Source organism: Paracoccus sp. DMF-8 (assembly GCF_029309835.1).
In the GTDB taxonomy this organism is placed as follows: Bacteria; Pseudomonadota; Alphaproteobacteria; order Rhodobacterales; family Rhodobacteraceae; genus Paracoccus.
This window is the reverse complement of record NZ_JARJHL010000010.1, coordinates 202,705-220,846: the sequence shown is the minus strand read 5'-3', so window position 1 is coordinate 220,846 and position 18,142 is coordinate 202,705. Positions and strand designations below refer to the sequence as shown.

General features: G+C 63.9%; 20 protein-coding genes. 8 read left to right on the top strand and 12 right to left on the bottom strand.

Annotated features, from left to right (window positions below):
• Positions 1-94: 94 nt before the first annotated feature.
• From pdhA to PE067_RS07995, 4 genes are read left to right on the top strand one after another with little or no spacing between them, the layout of a single operon-like run.
• Positions 95-1,117, top strand: a complete 1,023-nt coding sequence (gene pdhA / locus PE067_RS08010; protein WP_276188702.1) for a pyruvate dehydrogenase (acetyl-transferring) E1 component subunit alpha — start codon at positions 95-97, stop codon at positions 1,115-1,117.
• 16 nt (positions 1,118-1,133) lie between these two features.
• Positions 1,134-2,498, top strand: coding sequence for a pyruvate dehydrogenase complex E1 component subunit beta (locus PE067_RS08005; RefSeq protein ID WP_276188700.1), 1,365 nt, complete (start codon positions 1,134-1,136; stop codon positions 2,496-2,498).
• A gap of 12 nt (positions 2,499-2,510) precedes the next feature.
• Complete coding sequence (locus PE067_RS08000; protein ID WP_276188698.1) at positions 2,511-3,818, top strand: pyruvate dehydrogenase complex dihydrolipoamide acetyltransferase; 1,308 nt, start codon at positions 2,511-2,513, stop codon at positions 3,816-3,818.
• 2 nt (positions 3,819-3,820) lie between these two features.
• Complete coding sequence (locus tag PE067_RS07995) at positions 3,821-4,315, top strand: hypothetical protein (RefSeq protein ID WP_276188696.1); 495 nt, start codon at positions 3,821-3,823, stop codon at positions 4,313-4,315.
• 3 nt (positions 4,316-4,318) lie between these two features.
• Here the strand turns inward: PE067_RS07995 and PE067_RS07990 are convergent, their stop codons facing one another.
• The 3 genes from PE067_RS07990 to PE067_RS07980 form a co-directional block, all read right to left on the bottom strand.
• Entirely contained in the window at positions 4,319-7,417 is a 3,099-nt protein-coding gene (locus PE067_RS07990) for an efflux RND transporter permease subunit (RefSeq protein ID WP_276188694.1), read from the bottom strand.
• A 39-nt stretch (positions 7,418-7,456) separates the two neighbouring features.
• Entirely contained in the window at positions 7,457-8,653 is a 1,197-nt protein-coding gene (locus PE067_RS07985) for an efflux RND transporter periplasmic adaptor subunit (protein WP_276188692.1), read from the bottom strand.
• Between the two features lie 61 nt (positions 8,654-8,714).
• Positions 8,715-9,494 carry a division plane positioning ATPase MipZ gene (locus PE067_RS07980; RefSeq protein WP_276188691.1) on the bottom strand — a complete coding sequence of 260 codons (780 nt, stop codon included), beginning with the start codon at positions 9,492-9,494 and terminating at the stop codon, positions 8,715-8,717.
• A 265-nt stretch (positions 9,495-9,759) separates the two neighbouring features.
• On the opposite strand from PE067_RS07980, the gene PE067_RS07975 reads away from it, so the two are divergent.
• Both PE067_RS07975 and PE067_RS07970 read left to right on the top strand, forming a co-directional pair.
• Positions 9,760-10,011, top strand: a complete 252-nt coding sequence (locus tag PE067_RS07975) for a hypothetical protein (protein WP_276188690.1) — start codon at positions 9,760-9,762, stop codon at positions 10,009-10,011.
• Positions 10,008-10,238 carry a hypothetical protein gene (locus PE067_RS07970; RefSeq protein ID WP_276188689.1) on the top strand — a complete coding sequence of 77 codons (231 nt, stop codon included), beginning with the start codon at positions 10,008-10,010 and terminating at the stop codon, positions 10,236-10,238. Before PE067_RS07975 ends, PE067_RS07970 begins: the two co-directional genes overlap by 4 nt.
• A 111-nt stretch (positions 10,239-10,349) precedes the next feature.
• Here the strand turns inward: PE067_RS07970 and rpmE are convergent, their stop codons facing one another.
• The 9 genes from rpmE to PE067_RS07925 all read right to left on the bottom strand — a co-directional run bounded on the left by rpmE (position 10,350) and on the right by PE067_RS07925 (position 15,852).
• Entirely contained in the window at positions 10,350-10,571 is a 222-nt protein-coding gene (rpmE, locus tag PE067_RS07965) for a 50S ribosomal protein L31 (protein WP_276188687.1), read from the bottom strand.
• Positions 10,572-10,582: 11 nt separating this feature from the next.
• On the bottom strand, positions 10,583-10,963 hold the full coding sequence (gene rplS / locus PE067_RS07960; RefSeq protein WP_276188685.1) for a 50S ribosomal protein L19: 381 nt from the start codon (positions 10,961-10,963) through the stop codon (positions 10,583-10,585).
• Between the two features lie 2 nt (positions 10,964-10,965).
• Positions 10,966-11,844 (bottom strand): tRNA (guanosine(37)-N1)-methyltransferase TrmD, encoded by an 879-nt coding sequence (trmD, locus tag PE067_RS07955; protein WP_276188683.1) that lies wholly within the window; start codon positions 11,842-11,844, stop codon positions 10,966-10,968.
• Positions 11,841-12,347: a ribosome maturation factor RimM gene (gene rimM / locus PE067_RS07950; protein WP_276188682.1), complete on the bottom strand. Its 507-nt coding sequence runs from the start codon at positions 12,345-12,347 to the stop codon at positions 11,841-11,843. Before rimM ends, trmD begins: the two co-directional genes overlap by 4 nt.
• A 211-nt stretch (positions 12,348-12,558) precedes the next feature.
• Positions 12,559-12,933 carry a 30S ribosomal protein S16 gene (gene rpsP, locus PE067_RS07945; RefSeq protein ID WP_276188681.1) on the bottom strand — a complete coding sequence of 125 codons (375 nt, stop codon included), beginning with the start codon at positions 12,931-12,933 and terminating at the stop codon, positions 12,559-12,561.
• A 47-nt stretch (positions 12,934-12,980) separates the two neighbouring features.
• Positions 12,981-13,277 (bottom strand): chorismate mutase, encoded by a 297-nt coding sequence (locus PE067_RS07940; protein ID WP_276188680.1) that lies wholly within the window; start codon positions 13,275-13,277, stop codon positions 12,981-12,983.
• Between the two features lie 88 nt (positions 13,278-13,365).
• Positions 13,366-13,872, bottom strand: coding sequence for a GNAT family N-acetyltransferase (locus tag PE067_RS07935; RefSeq protein ID WP_276188679.1), 507 nt, complete (start codon positions 13,870-13,872; stop codon positions 13,366-13,368).
• Positions 13,873-13,923: 51 nt separating this feature from the next.
• The gene (ffh, locus tag PE067_RS07930; protein WP_276188677.1) at positions 13,924-15,423 is read right to left on the bottom strand and encodes a signal recognition particle protein; all 1,500 of its coding nucleotides are present in this window, start codon (positions 15,421-15,423) and stop codon (positions 13,924-13,926) included.
• A 171-nt stretch (positions 15,424-15,594) separates the two neighbouring features.
• The gene (locus tag PE067_RS07925) at positions 15,595-15,852 is read right to left on the bottom strand and encodes a hypothetical protein (RefSeq protein ID WP_276188675.1); all 258 of its coding nucleotides are present in this window, start codon (positions 15,850-15,852) and stop codon (positions 15,595-15,597) included.
• A gap of 574 nt (positions 15,853-16,426) precedes the next feature.
• Here PE067_RS07925 and PE067_RS07920 point away from each other — a divergent pair.
• Together PE067_RS07920 and PE067_RS07915 are read left to right on the top strand one after the other, a co-directional pair.
• Positions 16,427-16,999 (top strand): peroxidase-related enzyme, encoded by a 573-nt coding sequence (locus tag PE067_RS07920; RefSeq protein ID WP_276188674.1) that lies wholly within the window; start codon positions 16,427-16,429, stop codon positions 16,997-16,999.
• Positions 16,996-17,946 carry a DMT family transporter gene (locus tag PE067_RS07915; RefSeq protein ID WP_276188673.1) on the top strand — a complete coding sequence of 317 codons (951 nt, stop codon included), beginning with the start codon at positions 16,996-16,998 and terminating at the stop codon, positions 17,944-17,946. The genes PE067_RS07920 and PE067_RS07915 overlap by 4 nt, the downstream gene beginning before the upstream one ends.
• Positions 17,947-18,142 lie beyond the last annotated feature (196 nt).

Here is an 18,142-nt window from a genome sequence, read left to right as displayed (position 1 = left end):
CGGATTGCAGATGGCCGGTTTACTTCCCCCGATTGCTTGCCATAGAATTAGTTTAACGCTGAACTATATTCATTTCGCCCCGGAGGAGGCCCTTATGGTCAGAAAGCCTGCAGCGAAGCAGAGCACATCCAACGTGTCCAAGGACGAGTTGCTGAAATACTATCGCGACATGCTGTTGATCCGCCGCTTCGAAGAAAAGGCGGGTCAGCTCTACGGGATGGGCCTGATCGGGGGCTTTTGCCACCTGTATATCGGGCAAGAGGCCGTCGTCGTCGGGCTGGAAGCCGCCGCCAAGGAAGGCGACAAGCGCATCACCAGCTACCGCGATCACGGCCATATGCTGGCCTGCGGCATGGATGCGCGCGGCGTCATGGCCGAACTGACCGGGCGCGAGGGCGGCTATTCAAAGGGCAAGGGCGGCTCGATGCATATGTTCTCGAAAGAGAAACATTTCTACGGCGGCCATGGCATCGTCGGCGCGCAGGTGCCGCTTGGTGCGGGCCTGGCCTTCGCCGACAAATATCTGGGCAATGACAACGTCACATTCACCTATTTCGGCGACGGCGCGTCCAACCAGGGACAGGTCTATGAGACCTACAACATGGCCGAGCTGTGGGAATTGCCGGTGATTTTCGTCATCGAAAACAACCAATATGCCATGGGCACCTCGATGAAGCGGTCGACCAAGTCGACGACGCTGTTCGGGCGCGGCGAGGCCTTCGGCATCCCCGGCGAACAGGTTGACGGCATGGACGTTCTGGCCGTCAAGGCGGCGGGCGAAAAGGCCGTGGCGCACTGCCGCGCGGGCAAGGGCCCCTATATTCTGGAAGTGATGACCTATCGCTATCGCGGCCATTCGATGTCCGACCCGGCGAAATACCGCACCCGCGAAGAGGTGCAAAAGATGCGCGACGAACGCGACGCCATCGAACATGTCCGCGAACTGCTGCTGCAAGGCAACCATGCGACCGAAGACGATCTGAAAGCGATCGACAAGGAAATCAAGGACATCGTCAACGATTCCGCCGAATTCGCCAAGGAATCGCCAGAGCCCGCGCTGGACGAGCTTTGGACCGATATCTACGCCGCAGAAACCAGCGCCGAAACGACCGCCTGAGCGAGGAGACAGACATATGGCAACCGAAATTCTCATGCCCGCCCTGTCCCCGACGATGGAGGAAGGCACGCTGGCCAAATGGCTGGTGAAAGAAGGCGACACCGTCAAATCCGGCGACATTCTGGCCGAGATCGAAACCGACAAGGCCACGATGGAATTCGAGGCCGTGGACGAAGGCATCGTCGGCCGCCTGCTGGTCGCCGAGGGCACGCAGGGCGTCAAGGTGAACACCGCCATTGCCGTGCTGGTCGAGGAAGGCGAATCGGCTGATGCCGCGCCCGCGCCGAAGGCCGAAGCTGCTGCACCATCCGCCGCCGAACCGGCACCCGCCCCCGCACAGGCCGCCGCACCATCGGCCCCCGCCCCCGACCAGTCCCCCGACTGGCCCGAAGGCACGCCGATGAAAACCATGACCGTCCGCGAAGCCCTGCGCGAAGCGATGACCGAGGAAATGGAGCGGGACGAAACCGTCTTCATCATGGGCGAAGAGGTCGGCGAATATCAGGGCGCCTACAAGATTTCTCAGGGCCTTCTGGAAAAATTCGGCCCCCGTCGCGTCGTCGATACGCCGATCAGCGAAATGGGCTTTGCCGGGATCGGCACCGGCGCGTCATGGGGCGGGCTGCGTCCCATCGTCGAATTCATGACCTTCAACTTCGCCATGCAGGCGATTGACCACATCCTGAACTCGGCGGCGAAAACCCTGTATATGTCGGGCGGCCAGATGGGTTCGCCCATGGTCTTTCGCGGCCCGAACGGTGCCGCCGCCCGCGTCGGCGCCCAGCACAGCCAGGATTACGCGGCATGGTATGCCCAGATCCCCGGCCTGAAAGTGGTGATGCCCTATTCGGCGGCCGACGCCAAAGGCCTGCTGAAAACCGCGATCCGCGACAACAACCCAGTCGTCTTTCTTGAGAATGAAATCCTTTACGGCCGCTCGTTCGAGGTGCCGGATATGGACGATTTCACCATCCCCTTCGGCAAGGCGAAAATCGTGCGTCCGGGCAAGGATGTCACCATCGTCAGCTTTGGCATCGGCATGACCCATGCGCTGGATGCGGCGGAAAAACTGGCCGAAGACGGGATCGAGGCCGAGGTCATCGACCTGCGCACCCTGCGCCCGATCGACTACGCCACCGTCATCGAATCGGTCCAGCGCACCAACCGCTGCGTGACGGTCGAGGAAGGCTTCCCGGTCTGTTCGATCGGCAACCACCTGTCGGCCTATATCATGGAAAACGCCTTCGATTATCTGGATGCGCCCGTGATCAACTGCACCGGCAAGGACGTCCCCATGCCCTATGCCGCGAACCTTGAAAAACACGCGCTGATCACCGCCCCCGAGGTGGTCGAGGCCGTGAAAAAAGTCACCTATCGTTAAGGAGCAAGCGCCATGCCGACAGAAATCCTGATGCCCGCGCTGTCCCCCACGATGGAGGAAGGCACGCTGGCCAAATGGCTGGTCAAAGAGGGCGATACCGTCAAATCCGGCGATATCCTTGCCGAAATCGAAACCGACAAGGCCACGATGGAATTCGAGGCCGTGGATGAGGGCACCCTCGGCAAGATCCTGATTGCCGAGGGCACCCAAGGCGTCAAGGTCAACACCGCGATTGCCGTCCTGCTGGAGGAAGGCGAAAGCGCAGATGACATCGGCGCGGCCCCCAAATCCGCCGCCCCGGCGCCGGCGGCAAAAGCCGAAGCAGCACCCGCAGCAGCGCCCGCGCCTGCTGCTGCGGCCCCTGCCCCGGCTGCGCCCAAATCGGCTGATGGCGGGCGCGTCTTTGCCTCGCCCTCGGCCCGTCGCATCGCGGCCGACAAGGGCATCGACCTGTCGTCCATTCAGGGTTCCGGCCCGCATGGCCGTATCGTCAAGGCCGATGTCGAAGGCGCGACACCCGGCGCGGCGAAACCGGCAGCCGCCCCGGCTGCGGCGGCCCCCGCCGCTGCGGCACCTGCCGCCGCGCCCGCAGGGCCTTCGGCGGAAACGGTGCTCAAGATGTATGCGGATCGCGATCACGAGGTCGTGCAACTGGACGGCATGCGCCGCACCATCGCCGCCCGCCTGTCCGAGGCCAAGCAGACCATCCCGCATTTCTACCTGCGCCGTTCGGCCAAGCTGGATGAGCTGATGAAGTTCCGCGCCACGCTGAACAAGCAGCTGGAAACGCGCGGGGTCAAGCTGTCGGTCAACGACTTCATCATCAAGGCCTGCGCGCTGGCCCTGCAAGCCGTGCCGGATGCGAATGCGGTCTGGGCAGGTGACCGGATCGTCAAGCTGAAGCCCTCGGATGTCGCCGTGGCCGTCGCCATTGAAGGCGGGCTGTTCACCCCGGTTCTGAAGGATGCGCAGATCAAATCGCTGTCGGCCCTGTCGGCGGAAATGAAGGATCTGGCGACCCGCGCGAAAACCAAAAAGCTTGCGCCCCACGAATATCAGGGCGGCAGCTTTGCGATTTCCAACCTCGGCATGTTCGGGATCGAAAATTTCGACGCGGTCATCAATCCGCCGCATGGCGCCATTCTGGCCGTGGGTGCGGGCATCCAGACCCCGGTCGTCGAGGGCGGCGAGATCGTCATCCGCAATGTCATGTCGATGACCCTGTCGGTCGATCACCGCGTCATCGACGGCGCGCTTGGGGCGCAACTGCTGCAGGCGATTGTCGAAAACCTGGAAAATCCGGTCGGCATGCTGGCCTGAGGATGAGCGATCCACACTCGCTGCATTCTTCACTACGCGAGACGATCCTGGAGCATATCATAACCGGCGAAATTCTTCGCCGGTTATGGCAAATGGAAATATATGACGCCGAAATCCTGCATTCTGAATTCGATGCTGGCGGCTTCGACATGGTGTTGAGCGTCGGCAGGATCACCCGGCACATTCAACTCAAGGCAAGCCGGGTCAGCGCGAAAACCGCCCGTCAAACGATTCATAGACGGCTGTTTGATCGTGCTGCCGGATGCGTCATCTGGATTGTCGTCAATGATGACCTGACCGCCAACCACTATCTGTGGCTGGATGTCAGCAGTTTGAACCCGGAACGTCTTGGCGTTGCCAAGCACACAAAGGGCAATAGCGAGGGTCACAAGGCAGAGCGCCCGAACTTGCGCACGGCACCCCGGTCGCTTTTTACACGCATTGCCACGTTGGACGATCTGTTGCACCTGCTCCTTGAAGAAAAACCCCTGCCCTGACGGCTAGTGCCCGCGCGGGCTGTTGATCCCGACCCCGTCCGCCAGCCAGCGCCCGATGCGCTGCTGTCCGCCATGGATCAGCGAAAACAGCGAAGGCACGAACAGCAAGGACAGCAGCGTCGACAGGATCAGCCCGCCGATCACGGCGATGGCCATGGGGGAACTGAACTCGCTGCCCTCGCCCGTGCCGATGGCGGATGGCACCATGCCCGCCGTCATCGCGATGGTCGTCATGACAATGGGGCGGGCGCGTTTGTGGACGGCATCCAGAATCGCCTGACCTTTCGGCACGCCCGCGTCGATGGCACTCAGCGCGAATTCGACCAGCATGATCGCGTTCTTGGTCACGATCCCCATCAGCATCAGAAAGCCGATGACCACCGACATGGAAATCGCGTTATTGGTCAGCGCCAGCGCAATGATCGCCCCACCGATCGCCAAGGGCAGCGACAGGACGATGCTGACCGGCGTGACGAAATTGTGAAACAGCAAGACCAGCACGACATAGACCAGCATCGCGCCCATCAGCATCGCGGTCGAGAAACTTTCGAACACCTCGCCCATGATTTCCGCATCGGCGGCGGGGCGGATCTCGGTGCCTTCGGGCAGTTCCAGCTCGCCCTGCAACTCCAGCACCTGCGCATTGACCGGGCCAAGCAGGGCGCCATCGGCAAGGTTTGCGGAAACCGTCGTGCTGAAGCGCCGGTCGTAGCGCCCGATCTGGCTGGCGCCCGCCGCGATATCGACAGCGGCCACCGCGAGCAGCGGCACCTGACCATTGGCACCGGGCAGGCGCAGGTTTTCAAGCTGGGTCAGATCCATCCGCGCCTGTTCGTTCAGGCGCACGACGATGGGGATCTGTTCATCCCCCGCGTTGAATTTCGCCAGATTCGATTCCGTGTCGCCGATGGTCGCGATGCGCATGGTCGTGGCCAGTTGCGCGGCGCTGACGCCCAGTTGCGCGGCCAGTTCCGGGCGCGGCGTGATCTGCACTTCGGGACGCAACAGGCTGGCCGATGATGTCACGCCTTTCAGCGTCGGCAGGGTGCGCATGACCTGGACCAGCCGGTCCGCCGCCTCGGCCGCCGAATCCTGCGTGTCGCCCAGAACGGTAATGGCGAAATCATTCTGACCCGCTTCGTTCTGGAAATTCACGCGCAGGTCGGGGATCCGGTCCAGCGCGGCCTGCAGGTCGGCCTCGATCGCGAAGCTCGAACGTTCGCGTTCCTTTTTCGGCCCGTAATTCACCATGAAACGCGAGACGTTGATATCCCCGTCCCCGCCGATCACGAAAACCGAACGGATTTCGTCATCCACCGCCAGAATGCGGCGCGAGAGGTCGCGGCCGGTATCCTCGGCCTCTTCGATGGTGGCACCGGGGGGCAGTTCGACCCGGATCTGGCTGCGGCCGACATCGCTGGCGGGCAGGAATTCGGTGGGCAGCAAGGTCGCCGAGAAAATCGAGACGGCAAAGACCATGAACCCGAACAGCAGCGTCAGCCAGCGGTGGCGCATCGTCCAGCGCTGCACCGCCATCAGCCGGCGCATGATGAAACCGTCCTGCGGTTCGGTGTGTTTGCCGTCGCGCATCAGATAGGCGCCCATCATCGGCGTGATGGTGCGCGCGACCAGCAGCGAAAACAGCACGGAAACCGCGACAGTCAGACCGAACTGCTTGAAATACTGCCCCGGAATTCCGCCCATCAGCCCGACCGGCGCAAAGACCGCGACGATGGAAAAGCTGATGGCGATGACTGTCAGGCCGATTTCGCTGGCGGCTTCCTCGCTCGCCTCATAGGCGGGCAGACCCATCTGGATATGGCGGTCGATGTTTTCGATTTCCACGATGGCGTCATCGACCAGAATCCCGGTGACCAGCGTGATCGCCAGCAGGCTGATGCCGTTCAGCGTGAAACCCAGCCATTCCATCACGAAAAACGTCGGGATGATCGACAGGGGCAGCGCGACGGCGGCGATCAGCGTCGCGCGCCAGTTGCGCAGGAACAGAAAGACCACGATGACAGCCAGCGCCGCGCCTTCATACAGCGTCTCCATCGTCGAGTGGTAGCTGCTGAGCGTGTAGGTCGTGGCATCGTCGATCAGGTCGATCCGGACCGAGGGGTAGCGTTCGGCAATCGCCGCCAGCCGCGCCTTGGCATTGTCGCCCGCGACCAGATCCGATTTCCCCGAGGCGCGATAGACCGCGAAAGCCACGACCGGGCTGCCGTCCAGCAGGGCAAAGCCGCGTTCCTCGCTGCCGCCATCCGTGACGCCGCCAAGCTGGTCCAGACGCACCGTCCGGTTTTCCGCGACCGTGATCGGGGCGGCGGCCAGCGCCTGAACCGAGGTCGCGGAACCAAGCGCGCGGATCGAATATTCCGTGCGCGCCAGATCGCCACGCCCGCCGCCAAGGTCGATATTGCGCGCCCGGAGCTGGTCCGAAACATCCGCCGCCGTCAGCCCCATCGCCTGAATGCGGTCGGGGTCCAGTTCGACATTGATCTGGCGATCCGCGCCCCCGATGCGGGTCGTGCTGGCCACGCCTTCGGCCGTGGACAGGTCGCGGCCGATCACGTCATCGACGAATTTCGACAATTCCTCGATGGTCATGTCGGGTTCGCTGACGGCATAGGTCAGGATCGGCATGCCTTCGACATCAATGCGCTTGACGACGGGTTCCAGGATCGATTCGGGCAGATCCTGACGGACATTCGCGACCGCGTCCTTGATGTCATTCACCGCCCGGTCGGTGTCGGTTTCCAGCTCGAATTCGATGCTCAGCGTGGCCGCGCTATCCGTCGCGGTCGAGGTGATGTGGCGGACGCCCGTGACATTGGCGATCGAATCCTCGATCGGCTGGATGACCTGCCTGATCAGTTCGGCGGGTGCCGCGCCGGGCTGCGAGACGCTGACGCTGACAAAGGGCAGGTCGATATTCGGCATGGCCGTGACCGGCAGGCTGCGAAAGCTCATCAGCCCCAGCACCACCAGCACCAGAAAGATTGCCATCGGCGGGACCGGATGGCGGATCGACCAGGTCGACATGTTCATCGGCGGCGGTGCTGCGTCGCCGTGGTCAGAGGGCTTGCCCGGCGCGCTCATTGCGCGGCCTCGGAAGTCGTCGCGGGGGTTGCAGCGGATTCAGGGGCGGATCTGGGCGTGATCGGCTGGACGCGGTCGCCGGTGCGGAAAAAGGCGCCCGCGCGGGCCAGAACGGTTTCGCCCGCAGCCACGCCCTCCAGGATCTCGCGCCGGGCCATCCCAGATCAGGCCCGCCGTGACCGGCCGGGTTTCGATCACGCCATCCTTGACGACCTGAACGTGGTTTTCGCTGCCATCCGACAGGATCGCGGTGGTCGGAACGGTCAGCGCCTCGCGCCGCTCAAGCAGGATCCAGCCGCTGGCGAACAGCCCTGTGCGCAGGCGCGGATCGGCGTCCAGACGCAGCCGGACAATCGCCAGTCGGGTCAGCGGATCGACCTCGGCCGGCAGCAGGCGGACCCTGCCGCTGATCGCGCCGATCCCGGCAATCCGCAGCGTCGCCGGGGCGTCCTGCACCAGTTCGGCCACGGCGCTTTCGATCACCTCTCCGGCCAGTTCGATCTGACCATCGGCGATGATCGTGAACATCGGCTGCGCAGCCGAACCCGACAGTTCGCCCAGGCTGGCATTGCGCTGCGCGACCACCCCGGCGACGGGCGCGGTGATCCGGGCATTGTCGAAATCCAGCCGGGCGATGCGGCGCGCGGCATCGGCCTGCGCCAGCGCGGCGCGCGCCACGCTCAGCCCGTCGCGGGCGCTGTCGGCATTTGCGCGGGCCGAGGCATCCGCCGCAATCGCCTGATCCAGCGTCGCCTGAGAGGTATTGCCGCTGCCCCGCAGCCGCCGCGTCCGTTCCAGCGTGGCCGAAACCTCGGTCAGGGTCGCATCGGCGCTGGCGATCTGGCTTTCGGCCTGTTTCACCCCTGCGGCGGCGCGTTCATGTTCGGCCTCGGCCTGCGCCAGCAGCGCCGACAGCGCGTCGGATTGCAGCGTCGCCAGCACCTGCCCCGCCTGCACATGGTCGCCGACATCCACCAGCAGCCCATCGACGGCATGACCGCTGACCTTGGCATAGACCAGCACCCGTTCGCGCGCGACCAGCGATCCGCTGACCGGCACCCGCTTTTCGATCGGGGCCGGCCGCGCGATATCGACGGTGACGGCGGGGGCGCTGTCCGGGGCTGCAGTTTCTTCTGTGGTCTCTTCTGGGGCGGCAAGGGCCATGCGTCCGGGCAAGGCTGCGACAGCGAGCATCCCGATCAGCGCAAGCGTCACGGCGCCGGGCACGGTCTGCATCTTCAAGCTCCTGTTTCGGATCGCGCGACATCAGAAACCGAATGGCGTGCCGCAGCAAGTGTCAGAAGTTCACAGTGACGCCGGGTAGCTGCAATTCGCTGATCAGATCGCGCAATTCCTGCCGCGCCGCGATATTCGACATGCTGAGCTGTTCGGTGCCCAGATCGCGCAGGTCCAGCAGCGTCAGACCGCGCGGAAACAGTTCGCGAAAGATGACGCGTTCGGAAAAACCGGGCGCGACGCGAAAGCCGATGCGCTTCGACAGGCTGTCCAGCGCGCCGCCGACCTTGCGTTTGTTGTGCATGGCCTGCGTGCCAAGCCGGTTGCGCAGGACCAGCCAGTCGATCGGCCCTGCCCCCGCCTGCGCCCGCATCTGCCGCGCCGCCCAGACCATTTCGGCATAGATTGAGGGGCCCAGCACCTTGCCTTCGGGCGACATCCGCGCCAGCAGGTCGAAATCGACGAAACTGTCATTCATCGGCGTGATCAGCGTATCGGCCAGCGTATGGGCCATCTGGCTGAGCTTGGTATGCGAACCGGGGCAGTCCAGCAGGACGAATTCGCAATCGCCATCCAGCGCGGCCACGGCGCGCGACAACGGGTCGCCATCCGCCCCCTCTGCCTCAAGCCTGCCAAGGATCGGCATGGGCAGGTCCAGATTTTCGCGCTGCGCAAAGCTCATGCGGTTTTCCAGATAGCGGCCAAAACTGCGCTGCCGCACGTCCAGATCAAGCGCGCCGACCCGGTGCCCCATCCGCGCCAGCGCCGTCGCGACATGCATCGAGGTGGTGGATTTGCCCGAGCCGCCCTTTTCATTGCCGACGACGATGATATGCGCCACGATTCCCCCGTTGTCCGTGATCCCAGAACCGGCGGGACCATAGGCTGACGCAAGCGCGAAGAAAAGCCGCGAATCCCCTGCCCGGACCGCATTTCCGCCACGCCGCTGCGCCTTTTCCCTTTCTGGCACGGACAGCTTAACAAACTGTTTCCGAAATGTTTTTTAATCACGACCGGACATGGCGATTTTATTCTTGCAAAACACGATTGAACGTGTCGTAATATAAACACCGAAGCCCGGAAACCACCGATGGAAAGGAGCAGCGATGACCATGTTGAATCATCTCACCGCCTTTGCGGAACGTGCGCGCCGGATCGCGATCCAGTCGGATGTGCCCTGCTACGCGATCCGTCTGGTCAACCGCCACACCGGCGAGGCGCACCAGGTCGACAGCGCCCCCCTGACCGTGATGACCAGCGACCCGATTTCCGCCGCCAACCAGCTAATGCGCAACCGCGATCCCAAAGACTGGGACGCCTTTGTCTCTTGCACCGACCGCAACGGAGCCATCCAATGACCTTCGCAGCATTTTCCGCCGTCCCGCAATCGGCCGGTTACGCCACCATCGCCCTGTCGCGTCATCAAAGCGCGCAGGGTCCGATCCTGCGCCAGTTCCGCGATGGGCGCGTGCAGATCGACAGCGGCAATGGCATCGTGACCGGCCATCCGCTGAACGCGGAGACCCCATGTCCTGCCCCGCGTCCCGCCGCGAACTGGCTGCCGCTGTTCGCCGGGATGCATTGAAGCCGCGCCGATAAAAGCAGCATCGGGTAAAAACGGCATGACGAAAAACGCCGCCCTGTCCGGGGCGGCGTTTTCAATTCCATCGGTCTTCCGCCCGTGGGGCGGAAAGGGCTAGAAGCCCAGGCCGGCGTATTTGTTCTTGAACTTGGAAACGCGGCCGCCGGTATCCATCAGCTTGGCCGAGCCGCCGGTCCATGCCGGGTGCGAGGTCGGGTCGATGTCCAGCGACATGGTGTCGCCTTCCTTGCCCCAGGTCGAGCGGACCTGATAGGTGGTGCCATCGGTCATCTTGACGTCGATGAGGTGATAGTCGGGGTGAATGCCTTGTTTCATGACGTCTCTCCTCAGGCCTTGGCTTCGGCTTTGGGCTTGTAGTTGGTGACTTCCTTGATCCGTGCCGATTTGCCGCGACGATCACGCAGATAGTACAGCTTGGCGCGGCGCACGCGGCCACGGCGCACGACGGTGATCGAATCGACATTGGTCGAATACAGCGGGAACACGCGTTCCACACCTTCACCGAAGGAAATCTTGCGCACAGTGAACGAGGCACCGATGCTGCCGCCCTTGCGCGAGATGACGACGCCTTCGTACATCTGGACGCGGGTGCGGGTGCCTTCGGTCACCTTGTAACCGACGCGGACGGTGTCACCGGCCTTGAAATCCGGAATTTCCTTGCCGAGCGAGGCGATCTGCTCGGCTTCGAGTTGGGCGATCAGGTTCATCGCTATTCCCCTTGTTGCTCGCGGTAGCGCCGCGATTGGTCTGATGCGCCCGAGAGCTGTCGGTCCTTTGTCGGGTCCATACCGGATTTGCGGTCCTGATATGCCCGCCACAGGTCGGGGCGGCGTTCCTTGGTCAGCCTTTCGGCCATGTCACCGCGCCAACTGGCAATAGCCGCGTGATTGCCCGACAGCAGAACCTCGGGGATCGCGCGGCCTTCCCATAGGGCGGGCTTCGTATACTGGGGATGTTCAAGAAGGCCGTCGGAAAAGGATTCCTCGGCCAAGGATTCGTGATTCCCCAGCACGCGCGGTATAAGGCGAACCGTCGCGTCGATCAAGACCTGAGCGGCCAATTCTCCGCCGGTCAGGACATAGTCACCAATGCTGATTTCCTCGATGTCATAGGCGTCCAGAACGCGCTGGTCCACGCCCTCGAAACGGCCGCAGATCAGCGTGACGCCCGGCCCCTGCGCCAGTTCGCGGGCGCGTCGCCGCGTCAGCGGCTTGCCGCGCGGCGACAGGTAGATCACGGGCAGCGCCTGCCCCACCGCATCGCGGCGCGCATCGTCCAGCGCGCGGGCCATGACATCGGCGCGGATCACCATGCCCGCGCCGCCGCCCGCAGGCGTGTCATCGACATTGCGATGCCGCCCCTCGCCAAAGGGGCGCAGGTCGATGGGGCGCAGGTTCCACAGCCCTTCGTTCAGCGCGCGGCCGGTCAGGGACAGGCCGAGGATACCGGGAAACGCCTCGGGGAACAGGGTGATGACCTGCGCGGTCCAGGCGTCCCGGACCTGCGGGCGGGCCATCAGGTCAGAGGGCTGGGCCGACAGCCGCACCGACAGGCGGCCATGCGAGCGCGGTTTTGGCTCGTCGCTCATGTTTCGGCGTCCTGCGCATCTTCGGGCGGGTCGGCGACGATGCGGCGCGCGCCCAGATCGACGGTCGGGACGAATTGCCGGGTAAAGGGCAGCATCAGCGGGCGCTTGCCCGTCACTTCCAGAATGTCGCCCGCGCCGTGGTCATAGATGGCCCGCACCCGGCCCAGGATTTCGCCGCCGGTATCGACGACCTCCATGCCGATCAGATCGGCATGGTAGAATTCGTCATCGGGCAACGAAGGCAGCGCCGTGCGTTCGGCCCAGAGGGTCACGCCCTTCAACGCCTCGGCCTCCTCTCGGGTCTGGACGCCCGACAGCCGCGCGCCGAGACCGCCGGTGACCGGGCGGGTCAGGCGGATCTGAAAGCTGCGCCGCCCGTCTTCGGATGTCAGGGGACCGTAGGTCGCGATATCTTTCGGCTCGGTGCAGAAGCTTTTGAGCCGCACCTCGCCCTGAATGCCAAAGGCGCCCGCGATCGCGCCCACGCAGACCTTGTCACTCATGGCCCATTCCCCCGCAGAACCCGCCGTCCAGCCAATTTCCGCCCGCCGTCACGCATGCGTCCCTTTGATGGCCGCGTTCGACCATCATACCGGCGAAAAACGCCAGAAACACAAAGATGAGCAGCCGGATCAGCCTGAACATGCGCAAAACGGACGATGCAGGCCCGGCGCGAATTGCGCGGGCCTGCACCGGTCACCTGTCTGGTGGCGATTATTCGGCCGATGCGTCTTCGGCCGGTGCGTTGGCGGCTGCTTCGCGGGCCGCACGCTTTTCGGCGCGCTCTTTCGCGGCCTTGCCCGGCTCGCCCTTTTTCAGGTTCTGGCGTTCGGTTTTCGGGGTCACGCCAGCGGCTTCCAGAAAACGGGCCACGCGGTCGGTCGGCTGCGCGCCCTTGCTCAGCCAGTATTGCACGCGTTCCATGTCCAGCTTGACGCGCTCTTCGGAATCCTCGGGCAGGAGCGGGTTGTAGGTGCCCAGTTTTTCCAGGAAGCGGCCGTCACGCGGCATGCGCAGATCGGTTGCGACGACAGCGTAATGCGGGCGTTTTTTCGAGCCGCCACGGGCCAGACGGATTTTCATTGCCATTGGGTAGTCTCCTTTGAAATGGCGAGGTGGTGGGGTTGAACCCCACCCTACGATTGAAGGGTTTCGTGGTGCCGGATCACTTCGGCGATCACGAAGTTCAGGAATTTGCGCGCGAATTCCGGGTCGAGGTCGGCCTCGCGCGCGAGGCGTTCCAGCCGCTCGATCTGCTGCGCTTCGCGCGAGGGATCCGAGGGCGGAAGGTCGTGGTCGGCCTTGAGACGGCCGACGGCCTGAGTGCGTTTGAAACGCTCGGCCGAGGTATAGACGAGAATCGCGTCCGGGCGGTCGATCGAGGCGCGGTGGTCGCGCAGCAATTCGGCGGCGCGGTTCACGGGGTCGGTCATGCGGCCTCCTGCGGGTTGACGGGGCAGCGCCGGGGGCTTCGCGCCCCCGGACCCCCGCGGGGTATTTCGGTGATGAAGAAAAGCGCGATCATGCGTCACCTGCCGGGTGGCGATAGATCAGAGCGTTTTTTCCCATAACAGTTGTTTCGCCTTCGATCCGCGCACCAAGGCGTTCGGCCAACGCGCGCGACGCAGCGTTTTCCGGGGCGATCAGGGAAATCAGCGGGCCAAGGCCCATGCGGGCGGCCTGCTTGCGGGCGGCCGTCGCCGCTTCATATGCGTAGCCCATGCCCTCGAAGCCATCGAACAGCTGCCAGCCGAGTTCCGGAGCAGGCCATTCGACGTCATGGAAATGAATGCCCGTGCGCCCGACGATCCGGCCGGTTTCGCGCTGTTCGACGGTCCAGTAACCATAGCCCCGCACCTGCCAATGTCCGAATATGCTCAGCATCTGGCGCGAGGATTCGTGGCGCGTCATCGGGCCGCCGACATAGGTGGCGCGCGGCGAGGACATGAAACCGGCAATCGCGTCCAGATCTTGCGCGCGTGGCTCACGCAGGATCAGGCGCGCTGTCCGCAGCACGGGAACGGACACGGACTGGACCGTGACATCTGTTGCCGGATGAAGGACGGGCGAGGTTGTCACTTATTTCTTGCCCTTGAACAGGCCCGACAGACCGCCGGGCAGGTTCATGCCACCAAGCTGACCGCCCAGCCCCTTGGGATCCTGCAGCATCTTGCTGGCCTCGGCCATTTTCGCGGGATCGACATCACCCATGTCGGGCAGCCCGCCGCCGCGGCCGGTCATGGCGCGCATGGCCTGTTTCAGCATGCCGCCCTTGCCCATCTTGCCCAGCTTTTTCATCGTATCGGCCATCTGTTTCTGCATTTTCAGCAGCTTGTTCAGTTCCGACACCTCCATGCCGGCACCGGCCGCGATGCGTTTCTTGCGGCTGGCCTGCAGCATGTCGGGATTGGCCCGTTCCTTTTTCGTCATCGAGTTGATGAGCGCGATCTGGCGGCGGATCGCCCTGTCGTCGAAACCGGCCTCTTCGGCCTGTTTCGCCATTTTGCCCATGCCCGGCATCATCGACATGATCGACTGCATGCCGCCCATCTTCATCATCTGTTCCAGCTGGCTTTTCAGGTCGTTCATGTTGAACAGGCCCTTCTGGAAGCGCTTCATCATGCGCTCGGCCTGCTCGACCTCCAGAACTTCCTGTGCCTTTTCGACAAGGGCCACGATATCGCCCATGCCCAGAATGCGGCCTGCGACGCGCTGCGCGTCAAAGGTTTCCAGCGCATCCATTTTCTCGCCCAGGCCGACGAAGCGGATCGGCTTGCCGGTCACCGCGCGCATCGACAGCGCCGCACCGCCGCGCCCGTCGCCATCCATCCGGGTCAGCACGACGCCCGAGATGCCGACCTTGGCGTCGAATTCCTGCGCGACCTCGACCGCGACCTGACCGGTCAGACCATCGACCACCAGCAGGGTTTCGCGCGGATTGGCGACGTCGCGGACGGCCTGGACCTCGTCCATCAAGACTTCGTCGATATGCAGACGGCCGGCGGTGTCCAGCATATAGACGTCGTAACCGCCAAGCGTCGCCTGTTGCTTGGCGCGTTTCGCGATCTGCACGGCATTTTCACCCGGCACGATCGGCAGGGTATCGACGCCGATCTGGGTGCCCAGAATCGCCAGCTGCTCCATCGCGGCGGGACGCTGCGTGTCGAGGCTGGCCAGCAACACGCGTTTCTTTTCACGGTCCTTCAGACGGCGGGCCAGTTTCGCGGTGGTTGTGGTCTTGCCCGAACCCTGCAGGCCGACCATCAGGATCGGCGCGGGCGGGTTGTCGATTTTCAGCGCGTCGGGTTCGCCTTCGCCCTGCAGGACCTTGATCAGCTCGTCATGGACGATCTTGACCACCTGCTGACCGGGCGTGACCGATTTCGTGACCGAGGCCCCCGTCGCCTTGGCCGTCACCGTCTTGACGAAGCTGCGCGCGACGGGCAGCGACACGTCTGCTTCCAGCAGCGCGACGCGCACCTCGCGCATGGCGGCGGTGACGTCATCCTCGGACAGGGCGCCCTGTTTCGTCAGCCGGTCAAAGACGCCGCCAAGGCGATCGGACAGGTTCTCAAACATCGGCAGCCCTCCTGTGGCCCAAATCGGAAGACGCCCCAAAGCGGTTACGCCCATGGTGTTTTGCCCCCGTGGGCGCAACGCGCTGACGGGGGGCGATCCCCGGCCTGCGGGGACCGGAAGGCTGACCTTCCGGGGAATCGACAGGGAAATAGACCGGGATGGCGGCAAAAGTCAACCCGGCACGGATTGCGCAGGGAGCCACGCGAAAATCTGCCGGCCGGGGGCCTGCGTTAACCGGCGGTTCATGCCTGCCGTGGCATATATGACGAAAGGACCGCGCAGATCAAAGCCATGACGACCGATGACCCGAAGACGACCATCACCCATGCCGATCATCGCGGAGGACCTGTTTCCGCCGCTGATGAGGGTTATCCGGTCATATCCGCAGTTGACGCTGAACTCTGTCGGCGACACGTCGCGGGCCGTCATCGAAGCCGGGTCCATGATCGCCGCATATCCCGACCGGCCCCGACGCGGCGGGGGCCGGGGTCAGATATGTCGGCGGGCTGCAATTCTGCCTGTCCGGCGCCTCTGGCCATATCGTGCAGCGCGGCCAGCCGCAAAGGATCGGGGATATGGAAAGGTTCACATTCATCAGTCAGGGCGAATACATCAACATGACTTTCAGGGAAGGCTGGCTGACGAGGAAGGCTGGCTGAACCGCATCGTCGCCGGTGCGCGCATCGGCATGCGCAGCGATTGCGGCATCGCCCAACGGCTGGCGTCCATCCGGATCAGGGGGATTCTGCCGATGTCGTCGCGACCTTACGACACCGATCTGGTCGCGACGGTGCCCGCGCCTGGCGCATGGACCGCGCCGATCTGGCCGATGGTTGACAGGCGATCATAGCGAAAACCGCTGCTGGCCGATCTTGCGGACAAGCGGCATCGGCGTCCGGCAGAACTGTGGAGCTGATCCCGCCACCTTGCCGCGCCCTCTGGCCGTTCCTGCCCTACGCGCTAAACTGCGTCGGATCGGCACCCATCTGCACGCGAGGAAACCATGTCGGACAAGCCCATCAGCCGCTTCCCCATTCCCGATCTGGCAGCCCTGCCGCAAGATATCGCCGACCGGATCACCGCCGTTTCGGAAAAATCGGGTTTCGTGCCGAATGTCTTTCTGGCGCTGGCCCACCGCCCCGAGGAATTCCGCGCCTTTTTCGCCTATCACGACACGCTCATGGACAAATCCGAAGGGTTGACCAAGGCCGAACGCGAATTGATCGTGGTCGCGACCTCGGGGCTGAACCAGTGCCAGTATTGCGTCGTGGCGCATGGCGCGATCCTGCGCATCCGCGCCAAAGACCCGTTCATCGCCGATCAGGTCGCGGTGAACTGGCGCAAGGCGGATCTGGGCGCGCGTGAAAAAGCCATGCTGACCTATGCCGAAAAGGTCGCGCTGGATGCGCAGCGCATCACCGACGCCGATCATCAGGCGCTGGCCGATGCCGGTTTCACCCAGGATGAAATCTGGGATATCGGCGCGATCACCGCCTTTTTCGGCATGTCGAACCGGCTGGTCAACGCAGGCGACATTCGCCCGAATGACGAATTCTACATGCTGGGACGACAATGAAATCGCCACCTGCTTCGCTGGAGCTGCCTGCACCGCAACTGGCGATCTCGGCCCGGATGGCGCCCTCCGATTGGGCGCAGTTGTTGCTGTTGTCGCTGATCTGGGGCGGGTCGTTCTTTCTGATCGCCGTCGCGGTCAAGGGCCTGCCGGTGCTGACCATCGTGGCGTTGCGCGTGTCGATTGCCGCGCTGGTCCTGTGGGGCGTGCTGTTGGTGACCGGTCGCCGGATGCCGCGCGGCCGCGCGGTCTGGGCCAGCTTTGCCGTGATGGGGCTGGCGAACAACGCGATCCCCTTTTCGCTGATCGTCTTTGCGCAGACCCAGATCCCTTCGGGGCTGGCGTCGATCCTGAATGCCACGACGCCGCTGTGGACGGTACTGGTCAGCGCGATCTTTCTGTCGGATGAACCGCCCAGTGCGGCCAAGCTGGGCGGGGTGGTGCTGGGCCTTGGCGGGGTTGCTGTGATGATGGGGCTGGACAGCCTGGCCGGTCACGGCATGGCGCTGCTGCCCCAGATGGCCATGCTGGGCGCCGCAGTTTCATATGCGCTGTCAGGTGCTTATGGGCGACGTTTCAGCCGGATGGGGATCGACCCGATGGCCTCGGCCACGGGGATGCTGACCGCCTCCAGCGTGATGCTGATCCCCATGGCCCTCGCCACCGGCGGCATTCCGGGGCCAGAGGTTGCGCTGCATGTCTGGGCCGCCGTCGCCACGCTTGGCATCATCTGCACGGGCTTTGCCTATGTGCTGTTCTTCGGGATTCTGGGGCGCGCGGGTGCGACGAATATCTCGCTGGTGACATTTCTGGTGCCGGTCTCGGCGATCATGCTGGGCTGGCTGTTTCTGGGCGAAAAGCTCAGCTTTGCCCATGGGATCGGCATCGCCATGATCGCGGGCGGGCTGGCGCTGATCGACGGCCGGCTGGCGGCGCGTCGTCGCGGATGACCGCGGCCACGCGGGCAATGTTGCCGTTTTCCGTGCCTGTCGCCGGATCCTTTCCCTTGGGCCACCCTTTCCCTTGGTCCTGCGCGCCGCCAATCTGATCGACCCGACCGTGACCGCTGGCACCCTTGCAAACGCCGCCGCGCTGATGTTGCTTTGGCGCGACGCAGAAACGGGCCACGGATCCCGACGACAAGCG

Bases quoted from the DNA above. Each gene is read 5' to 3' on its own strand.
- pdhA (WP_276188702.1), top strand. From the start codon at position 95: ATGGTCAGAAAGCCTGCAGCGAAGCAGAGCACATCCAACGTGTCCAAG.
- PE067_RS08005 (WP_276188700.1), top strand. From the start codon at position 1,134: ATGGCAACCGAAATTCTCATGCCCGCCCTGTCCCCGACGATGGAGGAA.
- PE067_RS08000 (WP_276188698.1), top strand. From the start codon at position 2,511: ATGCCGACAGAAATCCTGATGCCCGCGCTGTCCCCCACGATGGAGGAA.
- PE067_RS07995 (WP_276188696.1), top strand. From the start codon at position 3,821: ATGAGCGATCCACACTCGCTGCATTCTTCACTACGCGAGACGATCCTG.
- PE067_RS07990 (WP_276188694.1), bottom strand. From the start codon at position 7,417: ATGAGCGCGCCGGGCAAGCCCTCTGACCACGGCGACGCAGCACCGCCG.
- PE067_RS07985 (WP_276188692.1), bottom strand. From the start codon at position 8,653: ATGCAGACCGTGCCCGGCGCCGTGACGCTTGCGCTGATCGGGATGCTC.
- PE067_RS07975 (WP_276188690.1), top strand. From the start codon at position 9,760: ATGACCATGTTGAATCATCTCACCGCCTTTGCGGAACGTGCGCGCCGG.
- PE067_RS07970 (WP_276188689.1), top strand. From the start codon at position 10,008: ATGACCTTCGCAGCATTTTCCGCCGTCCCGCAATCGGCCGGTTACGCC.
- rpmE (WP_276188687.1), bottom strand. From the start codon at position 10,571: ATGAAACAAGGCATTCACCCCGACTATCACCTCATCGACGTCAAGATG.
- rplS (WP_276188685.1), bottom strand. From the start codon at position 10,963: ATGAACCTGATCGCCCAACTCGAAGCCGAGCAGATCGCCTCGCTCGGC.
- trmD (WP_276188683.1), bottom strand. From the start codon at position 11,844: ATGAGCGACGAGCCAAAACCGCGCTCGCATGGCCGCCTGTCGGTGCGG.
- rimM (WP_276188682.1), bottom strand. From the start codon at position 12,347: ATGAGTGACAAGGTCTGCGTGGGCGCGATCGCGGGCGCCTTTGGCATT.
- rpsP (WP_276188681.1), bottom strand. From the start codon at position 12,933: ATGGCAATGAAAATCCGTCTGGCCCGTGGCGGCTCGAAAAAACGCCCG.
- PE067_RS07940 (WP_276188680.1), bottom strand. From the start codon at position 13,277: ATGACCGACCCCGTGAACCGCGCCGCCGAATTGCTGCGCGACCACCGC.
- ffh (WP_276188677.1), bottom strand. From the start codon at position 15,423: ATGTTTGAGAACCTGTCCGATCGCCTTGGCGGCGTCTTTGACCGGCTG.
- PE067_RS07925 (WP_276188675.1), bottom strand. From the start codon at position 15,852: ATGACGGCCCGCGACGTGTCGCCGACAGAGTTCAGCGTCAACTGCGGA.
- PE067_RS07920 (WP_276188674.1), top strand. From the start codon at position 16,427: ATGTCGGACAAGCCCATCAGCCGCTTCCCCATTCCCGATCTGGCAGCC.
- PE067_RS07915 (WP_276188673.1), top strand. From the start codon at position 16,996: ATGAAATCGCCACCTGCTTCGCTGGAGCTGCCTGCACCGCAACTGGCG.